Origin of the sequence: Halomonas sp. THAF12, from assembly GCF_009363675.1 — a bacterium.
Taxonomy (GTDB): domain Bacteria; phylum Pseudomonadota; class Gammaproteobacteria; order Pseudomonadales; family Halomonadaceae; genus Halomonas; species Halomonas smyrnensis.
Genome location: NZ_CP045399.1, coordinates 81,226 through 94,865 on the forward strand (window position 1 = coordinate 81,226; position 13,640 = coordinate 94,865).

A 13,640-nucleotide genomic window follows, 5' to 3' on the forward strand; every position below is an offset into this window, starting at 1 on the left:
GCAGCCTGCGAGAGCCTCTGACCGCGCGAGCGCGGGGAGGGCATCAGCCCGGATGGGGCAGCACGTCGACGACCACGGCGGCGAAGTGGCAGGCGCTGCCGCCCATCACGCACAGGTGCCAGGCCGCGTGGTTGTAGGGAATGGCGCGGACGGCGAAGAACACCAGGCCCAGCGAGTAGGTCAGCCCGCCGCCGACCAGCAGCGCCAGACCGGTGGCGGTGAAGGCGGTCGGAAGTTCGCCGGCGGCGAGCACGATCAGCCAGCCCATCAGCAGGTAGTTGCCCATGTGCAGGCCGCCCAGCGCGAAGGGGCGCATGACCTTCAGGCCGATGCCGGCCACGGCCAGGGTCCAGATCACCGCCAGCAGCGGCGCGCCCACGGAGTCGCGCAGGTTGACCATCAGGAAGGGCGTGTAGGTGCCGGCGATCAGGGCGTAGATCGCGCAGTGGTCGAGCAGGCGGAAGGCGCGCTTGAGGCCGGGATGGCGCGTGCCGTGGTAGAGGGTGGAGGCGGTGTAGAGCAGCACCAGGGTGGTGCCGTAGAGGGAGACCGCGGTGAGCTTGTAGGGGCCGCCGGTCAGTTCGCGGCTGCCCAGCGCGATCAGCGTCACCAGCCCGGCGACGCTGAGCAGGGCGCCCACGCCATGGCTGACGCTGTGCAGCAGCTCCTCGAGGAGCGAGTAGCCGGGATCGTCGCGGGGCGAGGGTCGAGGCATGACGGGCACCTCCCTTTGTCCTTCGACGGCGGCGTCGAAGGGGAGGTTCCCGTCAGATCAGTGCGGAGTCGATCAGGACTTGCGCTCGATATCCACGTCGCTGGCCTGGGTGAAGTCGTCCAGCGCCATCATGTGGCCGAGCTTGCCGGCCTTGGTGGAGAGGTAGTGCTCGTTGTGCGGGTTGAGCCCGGTGGTCAGCCCCACCCGCTCGCTGACCTCGACGCCGACCTGGGTCAGGGCGTCGACCTTGCGTGGGTTGTTGGTCATCAGCCGGAGCGCGCCGATGCCCAGCTGCTCGAGCATCGGCAGGCAGAGGTCGTAGCGGCGCAGGTCGGCATCGAAGCCGAGCTGCTCGTTGGCTTCCACGGTGTCGGCCCCCTGGTCCTGGAGGTGATAGGCGCGGATCTTGTTGAGCAGGCCGATGCCGCGGCCTTCCTGACGCAGATACAGCAGCACGCCGCGGCCCTCGGCGGCGATGCGCTTGAGCGCTTCCTGCAGCTGATAGCCGCAGTCGCAGCGCATCGAGAACAGGGCGTCGCCGGTCAGGCACTCGGAATGCACACGGCCCAGCACCGGCGCGCCATCATCGACGTCGCCCAGGGTCAGGGCGATGTGATCCTTGCCGGTGGCCTCGTCTTCGAAGCCGTGCATGGTGAAGGTGGCCCAGGGAGTGGGCAGCCGGGAGGCGGCGATGTAGCGAATCGTCACGATGTACCTCGATGCATGACCATGGCGTGGCCGATGGATATGCCCGCATTCTATCAGGACGATGACGGGCTCACGAGCAGCCCGTGCGGTTCCGATGGGTTACAATGGCGCCACATTTTCCGTGGATGAGCGCCCGCATGGAACTCAAGAACGATCGCCTTCTGCGCGCCCTGGCGCGGCAGCCCGTGGACCGCACCCCGGTGTGGATGATGCGCCAGGCCGGCCGCTACCTGCCGGAATACCGCGAGGTGCGGGCCCAGGCCGGCAGCTTCATGGACCTGTGTCGCGATCGCGATCGGGCCTGCGAGGTCACCCTGCAGCCGCTGGAGCGCTATCCGCTAGATGCCGCCATCCTGTTCTCGGACATCCTCACCATCCCCGACGCCATGGGCCTGGGGCTCTACTTCGAGACCGGCGAGGGGCCCAAGTTTCGCAAGCCGGTGCGCACCGCCGAGGCGGTGGACGCGCTCACCGTGCCCGACGCCGAGCGCGACCTCGACTACGTGATGAACGCGGTCTCCACGATTCGCCGCGAGCTCAATGGCCGGGTGCCGCTGATCGGCTTCTCCGGCAGCCCCTGGACGCTGGCCACCTACATGGTGGAGGGCGCCTCCAGCAAGGACTTCCGCCACGTCAAGGCGATGCTCTACGACACGCCGGACACCATGCACCGGCTGCTCGACACCCTGGCCCACGCGGTCACCGACTACCTCAACGCCCAGATCCGCGCCGGCGCTCAGGTGGTGCAGATCTTCGACACCTGGGGCGGGGCGCTCTCGACGCCGGCCTACCTGGAGTTCTCGCTGCGCTACATGGAGCAGATCGTCGCCGGGCTGATCCGCGAGCACGAGGGGCGCAAGGTGCCGGTGATCCTGTTCACCAAGAACGGCGGTCAGTGGCTCGAGGAGATGTCGGCCTCCGGCGCCGACGCCCTGGGGCTGGACTGGAGCACCGAGCTGTCCGTCGCCCGGGAGCGGGTCGGCCACCGGGTCGCCCTGCAGGGCAACCTGGACCCCAACGTGCTGTTCTCGCGGCCGTCGGCGATCCGCGCCGAGGTGGCGCGCATCCTCGACAGCTACGGCGAGGGCCCCGGCCACGTGTTCAACCTGGGCCACGGCATCAGCCAGTTCACCGACCCGGACCGCGTCAGTGCCTTCATGGACGCCCTGCACGAGCTGAGCCCGGCCTATCACCAACGCATCGCCCATGACTGAGCCCGCCCGGCTCATTGACCTGCTGCGGCGCTGGCACGACCGGCGCCGCCTGTGGGCCGGGCTGGCGCTGGCGGCGGCCCTGACGGTGGCCTGGGGCAGCCTGATGCCGAGCGACGAGCTGCCGCGCTCGCTGCCCTGGGACAAGCTCAACCACTTCCTCGGCTACGCCGCCATCGCCGGGCTCGGCGGGCTGGCCGGGCTGCGCCTGACAATGGCCTTCGCCGCGGCCGCGCTGTTCGACGTGGCGATCGAGTTCGCCCAGATCGCGGTGCCCGGGCGCTTCGGCGGCGATCCCGCCGATATCTTGGCCAATACCCTGGGCGCCGCTTGCGCGGTGCTGGTGCTGGCCGGCCTGCGGAGGGCCTTGCTGCCCGGGCGCGCCTAGACGTCCCCGTACGGCCGCCGCGGCGGCCATGGTTTCCTTTCACTCGTCACCCCGAGGGTTTCCGATGAGTTCCTCTCTTGATACCGGCCCCGACGCTGGCCTCGATTCAGGCCCCGACGCTGGCCTCAATTCCGGTGATGCCGGCTGGTTCACCGAAGTCTTCGACAGCCACGGCAGCGCCTTCTCGCTGAAGGTCTCCGAGAAGCTGCACGAGGTGCAGAGCCCCTATCAGCACCTCGAGGTCTACGCGACCGAGACCTTCGGCAACCTGCTGGTGCTCGACGGCTGCGTGATGCTGACCGACCGCGACAACTTCCTCTATCACGAGATGATCGCCCACCCGGCGCTGTTCACCCACGCCGACCCGAAGCGGGTGGTGATCATCGGCGGCGGCGACTGCGGCACCCTGCGCGAGGTGCTGCGCCATCCGGGGGTCGAGAAGGTCACCCAGATCGATATCGACGAGGAAGTGACCCGGGCCTCCGAGCGCTTCTTCCCGGCGCTCGTCGAGTCGAACGACGACCCGCGCGCCGAGCTGCGCTTCGACGACGGGGTGAAGTGGATCGAGGAGGCGGACGACGACAGCATCGACGTGCTGATCATCGACTCCACCGACCCGGTGGGCCCCGCCGAGGGCCTGTTCAAGACCGACTTCCTGCGCCGCTGCCATCGCGTGCTGCGCCCGGGCGGCGTGCTGGTGCAGCAGAGCGAGTCGCCGCTCTACCACAGCGGCTCGATCATCCGCGAGCTGCGCCATGACATGCGCAAGGCCGGCTTCGACAGCGTAGCCACGCTGCCCTTCCCGCAGCCGGTCTATCCCTCCGGCTGGTGGAGCGTGACCCTGGCCGGCAAGGCGACCGACGTGGCCAGCTTCCGCGAGGTGGAGGCCGCGGCCAGCGAGATGCCGCTCGACTACTACACCGTCGAGGCCCATCGCGGCGCCCTGGCGCTGCCGCCCTTCATGCGCCGGCTGCTGGCGGACTGAGCGAGTCTGGCAGAGGCGTAGAACGACGAACCCCGGCCAAGGCCGGGGTTCGTCGTTTCAGGGCTATTCCCCTTGAGCGGCAGACAGCGCCTAGAGCCGCGGCTCGTTGGCCGGCGCCGGTTCCGCGTGGCCGCCGGCCAGGTCCAGGCTCGGCTCGTCGTGGCGGCGCTGTGGCGGCGCCTGGCCCGCCACCCGGGCCGGGCTCAGCACCGCGTCCTCGGCGTCGACCTCGCGGGCGCCGGGGACCCAGGCGTGCTCCCGGTCGTGGACCGCGGGGCGGTGCTCGATCGAGCGGGTGACCACCGAGCCGGCGGAGAAGCCGGCGCGCTGGGCGGCCAGATGATGGGGCAGCAGCCACAGCTCGGCCAGCAGCCGCAGGGCGACCATGGCCAGCAGCGTCGCGCCGCCGCCCAGGGCCAGTTCGGGCCAGGCCTCGCGCCAGCCGGACTCGGCCAGCCACGGCGTGTGCGGGGCCAGCCACAGGCCGCCGGCCGCCAGCAGGCCGAGCTGCAGCATGGCGTGGCAGAACAGCAGGGTGCGACGCGGCAGGGGATGCCGCGGGAACAGGAAGTGGCGCATATCGTGTCCTCCGGGAGTCGGCCGTCGGGATGCCGGGCAGTCGTGCCGGCGCTCCGTGCCGGCGAGGGCGGCATCCTACCCCAGCCGGCGGCCGCGCGGCAGTGTCCGCGGATGCCGACGCCCAGGAGCCTGTCGGGTTTGACGCGGATCTACTGCGAACCCCGGGCCTTCGGCCGACTTCATTCGATCGCTCTCGCTCCTGGTGTCGCCGTTTGACGCTGGGCGGCGTCTTGCCAATGCTGTGGGAGAAGAGTGGCGAGCCCCTCACCGCTCTCTCATGCCCAGACAAGGAGCGACGATGACGACCTATATCGTGGTGGCCGATGCGGCCCGGGCCCGGGTATTCACCCGCGATGCCCTCAAGCTCGAAGAGAAGGACAGCCTGGTGCACGCCGAGGGGCGCCTGCACGAGGGTGACCTGGTGACCGACCGCGAAGGCGACGTGCATGAATCGTCCGCCACCTCCGCCCGTTCCGCCGGCGGCGAGAGCACGGCCTCCGACCATCACGAGGCGCTGTTCGCCCGCGAGGTGGCCGACCGCCTCTACCGCGCGCGGGTCGAGAACACCCTGGAGAAGCTGATCCTGGTGGCGCCGCCGCGCTTCCTCGGCCTGCTGCGCGACAAGCTCGACGGCCCCACCGCCAAGACGGTCATCCACTCCCTGGCCAAGGACCTGACCAAGGCCAGCGTCGAGGACATTCGCGAGGCGGTCAGCGACCTGCGCTGAGCCGGCGCCGACACGCCGCGACGGTTTTCCGCCCGGAGGCGTCAAGTCTCCGGGCGGTCTGCCGATAGGGGCAGGGAACGGCGTCATCCCGCGCCGTCATCGCACTTCCTTGTCCCGATACGCGAGAGTTCCCATGATCCGCCATGTCCCGATGCACGGGGCGGCCCGGCCGCCCCGTCGCCCCCTGCCGAGCGTCCGTCTCGACGGTGCCTCTTCGCCAGAGCGCCAGGAGACCGGCCATGCAGTTTAAGTCCCTGCGAACCCACGTCGCCCTGCTGGTGGGGCTGTGCATCCTGCTGGTGGCGGCGGTGCTGGTCGGCTACGCCACGGTGTCCGCTTCCCGCTCCCAGGCGCTGGTGGCCGATCAGGCCGGCGAGCTGCTGAGGGAGAACGCCGAGCAGCGCCTGCGGGCGCTGGCCGAGGCCCGCAGCGAGGAGATCCAGGGCGAGCTCGAGGGCGCCCTGGCGGTGGCCCGCGGCCTGGCCAACACCAACGCCCTGATGGGCAAGCAGGACGACGAGGGTCGGCCGCGTCTGACCATGGGGCGCCGCGAGCTCTCCCACCTGACTCGCGACGCCGTGGTCGAGAATCCCGACCTGCTCGACGCCTTCATCGGCTGGGAGCCTGACGCCTTCGGCGCCGACGCCTACTTCGCCGACATCGAGGACGGCGGCTACGGCGACGACGGCCGCTTCATGCCCTGGTGGTACCGCACCGCCGACAACGAGATCCGGGTGCTCGCGCTGGGCGACGGCATGGAGAGCGAGGAGCTCGACGATCTGGGCATCCGCGAGGGCGAGTACTACCTGTGCCCGAGGGAAACCGGCCGCACCTGCGTCATCGATCCGCACTATTACGACTACGACGGTGAACGCAAGCTGGTCACCTCCTTCAACGTGCCGATCCAGGTCGACGGCGAGTTCCGCGGCGTGGCCGGCGTGGACTTCGACGTGGCCTTCCTCCAGGGCCTGCTCACCGAGGCCAACCGGGGGCTCTACGACGGCGTGGGCGACATGGCGCTGGTGGCCTCGCGCGGCGTGCTCGCCGCGGCGACCCAGGCGCCCGACGCCCTGGGCCGCGCGGCCGCCGACTCGCTGGATGAATCGACCCGCGAGCCGCTGGCCGCCGCCGCCAACGGCGAGACGGTCTATCGCTTCGACGAGCAGGCCGGACGCTTCGAGCTCTATCGGCCCTTCACCGTCGGTGATGTGCCCGCCCCCTGGGTGCTGGCGATCCGGCTGCCCGAGGACGCCGTGCTGGCCGGCCTGCGCAGCCTCGAAGGGCAGCTGGCCGATCAGCGCCAGGCCGACTTCTGGGGCATGACCCTGGTGGGCCTGATCGTGGCCGGTCTGGGGCTGCTGGCGAGCTGGCTGATGGGCAGCGCCATCGCCCGGCCGCTGCGCCTGCTGGCCGATCGCATGCGCGAGATCGCCTCCGGCGACGGCGACCTGACCCGCCGCCTGCCGATCCGCGGCCGCGACGAGAAGGCCGAGCTGGCGCGCCAGTTCAACGCCTTCGCCGACAAGGTCAACGACGTGCTGGTCGACGTGCGCGACAGCAGCGAGTCGGTCAACGTGGCGGCCACCGAGATCGCCCAGGGCGGCCAGGACCTGTCGCGGCGCACCGAGAACGCCGCCTCCAGCCTGCAGCAGACCTCGGCCTCGATGGAGGAGATCACCGGCACCGTGGAACACACCGCGGATGCCTCGCGGCAGGCCAGCGGCCTGGCGAGTTCGGCCAGCGAGGTGGCACGCCGCGGCGGCGAGGCCATGGGCCAGGTGCGCGAGACCATGCAGGGCATCACCGAGTCGTCGCGCCAGATCGCCGAGATCGTGAAGATGATGGACAGCATCGCCTTCCAGACCAACCTGCTGGCGCTCAACGCCTCGGTGGAGGCGGCCCGGGCCGGCGAGCAGGGCCGCGGTTTCTCCGTGGTGGCCGGCGAGGTGCGCCAGCTGGCCAGCCGCAGCGCCGAGTCGGCCAAGCAGATCCGCGCGCTGATCGATACCTCGGCGACCCGCACCGAGGAGGGCGAGCGCCAGGTGAAGGCCGCCGGCGAGACCATGGAGGAGCTGGTCGAGAGCGTGACCCGCGTGGCCGACGTGCTGGGCGAGATCACCAGCGCCACCGGCGAGCAGAGCGACGGCATCGGCCAGGTCAACGTGGCGGTCTCGGAGCTGGACAACATGACTCAGCAGAACGCCGCCCTGGTGGAGGAATCGACCACCGCCGCCGAGCACCTCAAGGCCCAGGCCGACCACCTCGCCGACCTGGTCGGCGGCTTCACCCTGGCCCAGCGCTCCACCGGCGGCGCCCCGGCCCACGGCGGTGGCCAGGCACGGCCGGCGGCGCTGCCGCACACGCACCGGGAGGAAGCGCCGGCCTGAGGTGGCGGGGGCTTTCGCTCCCTCTCCTGAACGGAAAAGCCCGGCCATGTGCCGGGCTTTTTGGTGGGGAGGTCGCTGATCCAGCTCTCTTACGGGCACTTTGTTCAGATCGTGCTGCTTCGAAGCCAATTCGGCTCGTGGAGTTGGCGACCGAGCTCTTTTGCAGTGCTGTCTCTTGAGTTGGTTTGATGTTTTTTTATTGGCTCTGGGAACGTTCGGCCATAATCTTGAGGTTGTCATGGATCTTGAACAGCACGATCAGAAGCTCACACCAGATGCGCGCACTCAGGATGCCTCCCCCGATAGCGATCAGGCCCATGAAAATGGTACCTGCAGTCGGTCCTCTGTAGCCGGAGAACATCAGCGTGATGCCACCAATAACGGCGCCAAAGCACATCAGCCAGTAGATAATGGTAATGATCTTGGGAGTGACCATGGTGTCGAAGATAAGTAGTTTGTTCATCATGTAAGACGTCCTTGTGTGATATTGATGAGGCCATCCTCCGTCACTACCCGTTCGCAAGACAGAAGGTGGCTGTTTGCACGGCGATGGATGATCAAGCCGCCATGGCATCCAGCGGCTGGTAATCGCCTTGAGGAGTACGGCACCAGATGGCGCCGTCTGCCACGTCACGATCCTGCACGGAGAGGGAGGTGCGGGTAGCACGGCACTGGGTGCCGCTGGACAGGCTAGCCAGCTGGGCTTCTTCCTGAGACGTCAGCTCTGAGCCGCGGACGATGGCGAGGGAATCACCAGCCTGGCGGTCATTCGCGGCGATGGCCTGGCCATAGTAGATCTCGCCATCGACCCCTTTGCGCTGCTGACTGCTCCAGCTCATGGAACCGGCGCTATCTTCATTCGCATTCAGGGCCTGCTGGGTGGAGCGCGCAAGCGACTCCTGCTCTTTTTCGTTCAGGTAGTTGGCAAATTCGTTACCGACGAAACCGCCCACCACGGCGCCCAGCGCCATGGCTACCATACGGCCGTTGCCATCGCCAAGCGTCGAGCCGACGAGGGCGCCTGCAACCGAGCCGATTGATGTGCCCAGTGCAGTGCGCTGCTGGGCGGAGAGAGACTGGCAGCCGCTCAGCAAGATGCTGGAGGCCAACAAGAGCGCGATAAGAAAGGTGGGGCGAAAGGACATTTTCATTTTTTCTGTTCCCTGCATTACATGATGGGGCAATCTATAGAGTCTCGGGATCAGGGCCGTGACTCGGCGTCCAGCGGCAAGAGAGCGGGATTGTCACTATCTGCCAGCCGGTCGTTACGGAATCCCAAATGGCCCGAAAGCGTCTCTCGGCTGCCTTCCAGGAAAACGTTCTCGGGGTCTTCGAACAGCAGGGCCGTTGCTAGCTTGCCTTCCAGTTGGCACTGATCGTCCTGACTGCAGATCAGCCGCCCACTGTCGAAATGCGAGCTTCGGTTGCCGGCTCCGAGATCCAGATAGCTGTCGACCAGGCGCCCGTCGGCATCGGACATCAGTTGCATGCGCCCCTTGAGCTCGCGATTTTCAACCTTGATAGTCATGTCATAGCTGTTCGACATCGACGGCCGGATCGGGCGCACGGCCAGCTCGCGAGAGAACGCGATCGGATAGCCATTGGCCTGATACACGGCCTGCTGCATGAACTCACTCAGTGCATCCGTTGCCGCGGGGTCGTCCAGGCTCTGGCCGGTGCCGAAGCCGTAGACCATGGCACCCTGGAAATCGAGACGTGGCAGGCTTTCCAGAGCATCGCTTGCCAGTGTCAGGCGATCCTCGTCGGAACCGTTCAGGATGGCTGGTAGTTCAGCCAGATCGGAGTTCTCGAGCATGTCCGAGTAGAGGATCACGCGAGAGGGGGTGTCGCTGACGAAGCGCGCCGAGTCGGACTGAAGGGCGCGCAGGAGGTGACGCTGCTCCACTTGTTCGGCCGCCATCTGGCGACGCGTCTCGGGCGCATCGGCATACTCTGGGACGACCATGTCCTGCATCTGTACCACGATCTCCTGCTGAAGGTCGGGCAGTTGATCGATCAGGTCGTTGGTCAACAGGCCGCTGATACCCGAATTGGCAAAGCGCCCGTGGTAACGCTCCTCGATGACCGGATAGCAGAGTCCAGGGCCATGGGCCTTGGCCGTACCATCGGCGCTATCAAGCACGATGATTTCGAGTGGCTCAGCTGTGGTCATGGTCTGCTGCAGTGCCTGGTTCAGGGCGCTGAACCAGCCCTGCTCGTCGGATGACAGCGACAGTGATTGCTTGTCGACATATACCAGGGTGCGTCGAATCGGGTCGATGCCGGCGGCTTCGGCCTGTTCGCAGATAGAGCCGGAACCGCTGCGAAACAGACCACTTGCCTGAGCGTTGCCGATATCGCCGGCAAGAATAACCGCGTTCAGAGCCAGCATGGCGCTCAACCGACCCGTGTGCTTGAACGGCTTGATCATGCGGCGGCCTCCTCGGCTTCGCGGCGCTTGGCGGCGCGACGTTCGATGATCGGACCGAACTCCATGCGCTTCTTGAGGAGCGTGCTCGGCACCTCCACGGAATATGATTCATATTCCAGTGGGGACAGCTGTCCTTTATCCATATCGAGGAAGGCAATGGAAAGCCCCTCGGCTTTTACCATCCCCAGCAGATTACGCCGATAGGTCTTGAGGTGTTCGTCCACTGTTTCCTTCAGACGGCCATGCAGGAACTCCTCATGGACGTGGAACTGGTCGACCATATCCACCAGTAGGCGCCCCTGCTTCATGCGAGAATTGAGTGTGTTCTCTTCCTCTTCGATCTGCATGGTGAGGTGCTGATCGCGTTCATGCCTTTCCTTCGCCATGCGCTTGGACCAGGCATTGAGTTTCTGTTCGGCCTTGATATGCCGTACTCGGGCTTCCGCAAACTTCGGATCGCTGTCGTGGAACCAGTAGGCCACCATGGCGCCCAGCAGCCAGACGATCAGATTGCCCATCAGGGTCATGGCAACCGCCGTGTAGACCTCGCCGATCGAGCCCCGGGCGCCGAAGGGATTGTCGCCACCGAAGGCCGAGCCTCCCATCAGGTCGTTGAAGGCTAGCTTGTAGCGCATATATCCCACCAGCGTCATCGCAGCGATGAATAGTAGGGTGGTGAATGCCAGCGCCGTATAGTTGCGGTTACGTGTGCCAGGGTCGGCCGCGAATCCGCAGCGATGACTCCACTGCTTTGCCAGAGTGCCGTGCTCATGGGAAGCGGCTGCCACTGCCATGGCTACGACGATCACGATACCTGCGGCGAGATAGGGCTGAGCGAAGAGAGCATTGGCAGCCTCCCAGTTGATCAGCCATTCCACCATGCCAATCAGCGCCAGTGCAGGAAAGTAGAGCGCCAGCTTGACGAGCTTGGCATGGCGATTATGGCGTTCGCGAAGCCCTCTGTACTGTGTCTCGGCCGTGGCGGCCTCTTCACGATCTTGCTTGAAGCCGGCCTTTTGCTCTTCCCACTCCGTTATCAGATGATTCGTGAGGTTCTCGCGTCTATGTTCCAGCGAAGTTTTCTTTTCCTTAATATCGGCGGTCTGCTGAAGCAGTTCACTGTGGGGTGCCAGGATATTGGAGAAAGCCGTTCTGACCTCGACCCAGTCGGCGGTCTGGCGAAGCAGGCGCGAGAAGATCAGTCCCTCCATCTCGGGAGTATGGCCGTGCTCGGACAGCACGATCTGGCCCTGCGATTCTTTGGCTTCTGCAGCGGCCGTTTCTCTCAGTTCGCTGCGAAAGGTGGCTTCATCGGGGAAGGACCAGCGAAAGGCCAAGCATTGGTCTGCGACTTTTCGGACTTCGGCATCATCGATGGTTACGGCATCGTCACGGTACTTTTCGTGTTCCTTGCTCTTCATTGGAGCATCTCCCTGCAAGACGAATTAAGGCTGAAACCTGTCAGAAACCGCTGCGGCGAGTTCCGATCGCCGGCTCTCGGTAGACAATGGCGGGCAGATCCAGCGTTCGTTCGCGTCCACCTACGGTGATCTCGCGAGACTCCGGCTGGCCAGCATCCGCCTGGCGAGTAACGTCGTTCGTGTCGGCCTCGCGAACCTTTCCGGTATCCTGCGGCTGACGTGTTGTAGGGGTATGTACGGCCACTGAACGTTCACGCCCCACTTCTTCCACCTTGCGCTCGCGAGATGGCACTTCAGCCAGTCGGCGATTCGCCTCGTTCACGGGCACGCGGCTGACCGCTTCCAGCGTGATATTGGAGTAAGCTCCCAGGAAGAACTCGACTCGTCGGTTCTTGGCCATGCCGAGGGAAGTGTTGTTGGGGGCTACCGGCTGCAATTCACCCATGCCGATGTAGTCCACTTGCCTGGATCGTACACCCAGTTCGACCAGTTGATGGGCCACGTTTTTAGCTCGTTCCAGGCTCAGGCGTTCGTTGTAAGCTTCACTGCCTCTTGCATCGGTGTGTCCCACCACCACCAGATGAGTATCCGGTAGGTCTCCCTTCATCACGCCAGCGATTGCGCACAGCATGGGTTTTGATGTCGAGAGCGGGGTGGCGCTATCCGTGGCGAAGAAAATACGGTCGCTCCATGCCACTCGAATGACGGGAAGGTCACGGTCGGTGCCGAACAGCTGCTTGGGAAGCAAAAGCTGCTGATCCACGCTTGGCGCAGGCACATTGCACTGCCTGGCCAGGCGGCGAATGCGATGAATGCGATCGAGATGTTCCTGCTCTATCAGGGCTCCCGGACTTGTAAGAACCGCTCCAGTTGCAGAAGACGGGGTAGAGGTCGAGGGCAACAGCATGGCTGTCTTGCAGCCAGAGAGAAGCCAGGCACAGAGTAGTGCCAGAGTGGCAAGCCGCGTCATGACGATTCCGTTTTGCTTATGCGTAGGAAGGGGTAAGCGACGACTCCCCATTGTGGAGGTGTTGCTTTGAGGGTGCCGAAACGGCAGTAGTGGAGAGGCAACGTCAGGCGTTGCCACGACCGCAATCCTTGCGTCATGAGCTGTGTCCCTTGCGTTTTCTGCGAAGCCCATTGGGCAAACTACCAGGCGGCTTTCTTGCTTGTCTCTTGATAGCTTCGCGATGGTGCGTTTAGGCGCCCCCGCCATTAAACTACCGCTAAATTTAACTTAAGTAAACGGTAGCAAAAATTTCGTTTCGTTCTGATGAAAGCATTATCGTGCCCCGCCTTATGAAAGCTGGGATGCCTCAGGTGCTGAAAGAACTGTCATTAAATATCACAGTGACGTGATTTCAGTACCTCTGTTGTCGGTGGGCGCTTACCAACATTCTGGGTGGCTGGATTTTATGTGCCAAAGTGATCATCGATTTTCATGCTTTTTTGTCTTTGCCTTTGTTATTCGAATACGGCATCCAGCAACGCCAGGGTATGCGCTTTCTGGTCGCTGACGGCACGGGAGTAGAGGTCGTGAAGCTGCGCGTAGTCGCCCGCCATGTCTTCATCCATGCCGCTGGCCTCGAAGCGTTCCATCAGCGTGCGGGTATCCCGGATCACCGCGTCGAGCTCGTCGATCACCCGCCGGTGTTCGGCCTCGGTCATGTGGCCAGTTCCCGGGCGCGACGGTAGAGGGTGCGGGCGCTCTCGACGGCGACTGCCTCGTGGGCATCCAGCGTCAGCAGGGCGCGGTTGCCTGTTTTGCCGTTCTGCCGGGCGGCTTCCAGCTGCCGGGAGTAGCGCGTCATCGGATGCTCGAGATTCATGCGGATCATCGCGATCTCCAGCTCGAACTCGATCTTCAGCTCTTCCAGCTTGCTGGCATCGACCTGGTTGCTGCAGCGATCGATGCGGCTCTGCAGTGTGCTATCCACAAGCCGCTCGGTCGCCTGTAGCCTGGGGATAAGCTCGAAGACCACATCGTGGGCCGATAGGGATGGAGCCGCAGTCATCACATGTACCTCTTCTTATAAAAAACGGGCTCCCGTAGGAGCCCGTCTCGTATCACCCTGAGGATGACAGATT

General features: G+C 65.2%; 15 protein-coding genes. 5 read left to right on the forward strand and 10 right to left on the reverse strand.

The features are described from left to right. Positions 1-43: 43 nt before the first annotated feature. Together FIU88_RS00350 and ribA are read right to left on the reverse strand one after the other, a co-directional pair. On the reverse strand, positions 44-715 hold the full coding sequence (locus FIU88_RS00350; protein WP_016854114.1) for a hemolysin III family protein: 672 nt from the start codon (positions 713-715) through the stop codon (positions 44-46). 72 nt (positions 716-787) lie between these two features. Further along, entirely contained in the window at positions 788-1,423 is a 636-nt protein-coding gene (gene ribA / locus FIU88_RS00355) for a GTP cyclohydrolase II (protein WP_152477762.1), read from the reverse strand. 137 nt (positions 1,424-1,560) lie between these two features. Here ribA and hemE point away from each other — a divergent pair, with 137 nt between their 5' ends. The 3 genes from hemE to speE all read left to right on the forward strand — a co-directional run bounded on the left by hemE (position 1,561) and on the right by speE (position 4,007). After that, positions 1,561-2,637 carry a uroporphyrinogen decarboxylase gene (gene hemE, locus FIU88_RS00360; protein ID WP_152477763.1) on the forward strand — a complete coding sequence of 359 codons (1,077 nt, stop codon included), beginning with the start codon at positions 1,561-1,563 and terminating at the stop codon, positions 2,635-2,637. Beyond that, positions 2,630-3,022: a VanZ family protein gene (locus FIU88_RS00365; protein WP_152477764.1), complete on the forward strand. Its 393-nt coding sequence runs from the start codon at positions 2,630-2,632 to the stop codon at positions 3,020-3,022. The genes hemE and FIU88_RS00365 overlap by 8 nt, the downstream gene beginning before the upstream one ends. A gap of 64 nt (positions 3,023-3,086) precedes the next feature. Continuing rightward, complete coding sequence (speE, locus tag FIU88_RS00370) at positions 3,087-4,007, forward strand: polyamine aminopropyltransferase (RefSeq protein ID WP_152477765.1); 921 nt, start codon at positions 3,087-3,089, stop codon at positions 4,005-4,007. A 90-nt stretch (positions 4,008-4,097) separates the two neighbouring features. Here speE and FIU88_RS00375 read toward each other — a convergent pair whose 3' ends face one another. Beyond that, positions 4,098-4,586 carry a hypothetical protein gene (locus FIU88_RS00375; RefSeq protein WP_016854109.1) on the reverse strand — a complete coding sequence of 163 codons (489 nt, stop codon included), beginning with the start codon at positions 4,584-4,586 and terminating at the stop codon, positions 4,098-4,100. A gap of 298 nt (positions 4,587-4,884) precedes the next feature. Here FIU88_RS00375 and FIU88_RS00380 point away from each other — a divergent pair, with 298 nt between their 5' ends. Beyond that, entirely contained in the window at positions 4,885-5,313 is a 429-nt protein-coding gene (locus FIU88_RS00380; protein WP_016854108.1) for a host attachment protein, read from the forward strand. Positions 5,314-5,552: 239 nt separating this feature from the next. Beyond that, entirely contained in the window at positions 5,553-7,700 is a 2,148-nt protein-coding gene (locus tag FIU88_RS00385; RefSeq protein WP_152477766.1) for a methyl-accepting chemotaxis protein, read from the forward strand. Positions 7,701-7,896: 196 nt separating this feature from the next. On the opposite strand, the gene FIU88_RS00390 is transcribed toward FIU88_RS00385, so the two are convergent. The 7 genes from FIU88_RS00390 to FIU88_RS00420 all read right to left on the reverse strand — a co-directional run bounded on the left by FIU88_RS00390 (position 7,897) and on the right by FIU88_RS00420 (position 13,489). Then, complete coding sequence (locus FIU88_RS00390; RefSeq protein WP_216647288.1) at positions 7,897-8,166, reverse strand: DUF4282 domain-containing protein; 270 nt, start codon at positions 8,164-8,166, stop codon at positions 7,897-7,899. 91 nt (positions 8,167-8,257) lie between these two features. After that, a complete protein-coding gene (locus FIU88_RS00395; RefSeq protein WP_172977625.1) occupies positions 8,258-8,851 on the reverse strand; it encodes a glycine zipper domain-containing protein in 594 nt (197 codons plus the stop codon). Between the two features lie 50 nt (positions 8,852-8,901). Beyond that, complete coding sequence (locus FIU88_RS00400) at positions 8,902-10,131, reverse strand: hypothetical protein (protein WP_152477768.1); 1,230 nt, start codon at positions 10,129-10,131, stop codon at positions 8,902-8,904. Further along, positions 10,128-11,552 (reverse strand): hypothetical protein, encoded by a 1,425-nt coding sequence (locus FIU88_RS00405; RefSeq protein WP_152477769.1) that lies wholly within the window; start codon positions 11,550-11,552, stop codon positions 10,128-10,130. Before FIU88_RS00405 ends, FIU88_RS00400 begins: the two co-directional genes overlap by 4 nt. Before the next feature lie 40 nt (positions 11,553-11,592). After that, positions 11,593-12,522, reverse strand: a complete 930-nt coding sequence (locus FIU88_RS00410) for an OmpA family protein (RefSeq protein WP_172977626.1) — start codon at positions 12,520-12,522, stop codon at positions 11,593-11,595. A gap of 494 nt (positions 12,523-13,016) precedes the next feature. Then, the gene (locus FIU88_RS00415; RefSeq protein WP_152477771.1) at positions 13,017-13,220 is read right to left on the reverse strand and encodes a hypothetical protein; all 204 of its coding nucleotides are present in this window, start codon (positions 13,218-13,220) and stop codon (positions 13,017-13,019) included. Next, positions 13,217-13,489: a hypothetical protein gene (locus FIU88_RS00420; RefSeq protein WP_152477772.1), complete on the reverse strand. Its 273-nt coding sequence runs from the start codon at positions 13,487-13,489 to the stop codon at positions 13,217-13,219. Before FIU88_RS00420 ends, FIU88_RS00415 begins: the two co-directional genes overlap by 4 nt. Positions 13,490-13,640 lie beyond the last annotated feature (151 nt).